The following is a 519-nucleotide window of genomic DNA, read 5'->3' as shown; positions in this document are numbered from 1 at the left end:
CTGCCGTGCTCATGCCGGCTCCCTGCTTCGCGGCCGGCGCGGCATACGATCCGAGCCTCGCCCCGGCGGAATGCGTGATTCCCGCCAAGGCCGGCGGCGGCTTCGACCTGACCTGCGCGCTGGCGCGGGACGGCTTGCAGGTGGTTCGGCCGAACCGGCCGCCACTCGGCCAGCGCTTTCTGCCCGGCGGCATCGGGGCGCTGGCCTTCGACCGCATTGCCACCGGCCGGATCGGCGGCCCCTCGATCCTGGTGGCCTTCTCGAGCGGCTCGCTGCTCAACATCGCCCAGGGCCGCTTCGGTCCCCACCCGGCCTCCGCGKCACGATGGATCGCCGCCCTCGGCACCGATTACGGCGTGATCGCGGTTCATCGCGACTCACCCTACCGATCGCTCCAGGACGTGATCGCCGCCCTGCAGCGAGAGCCGTCGCGCGTGGTGTTCGGTGCCGGCGGCACCGTGGGGAGCCAGGACTGGGTGAAGGCCGCATTGCTGCTCCGGGCGGCCGGCAGCGATCACA

The 519-nt window shown here is 72.6% G+C and carries 1 pseudogene; it reads left to right on the top strand.

Annotated elements, in window-relative coordinates:
- Window positions 1–11 precede the first annotated feature (11 nt).
- Window positions 12–519, top strand: a pseudogene (locus AC1DY5_RS58295) (tripartite tricarboxylate transporter substrate binding protein); the annotation flags it as partial.

The sequence above is a fragment of the Variovorax sp. P4_D9 genome, from assembly GCF_056401695.1.
Note: the sequence above shows the minus strand (reverse complement) of the source record. Positions and strands in the feature narration are given on the sequence as shown.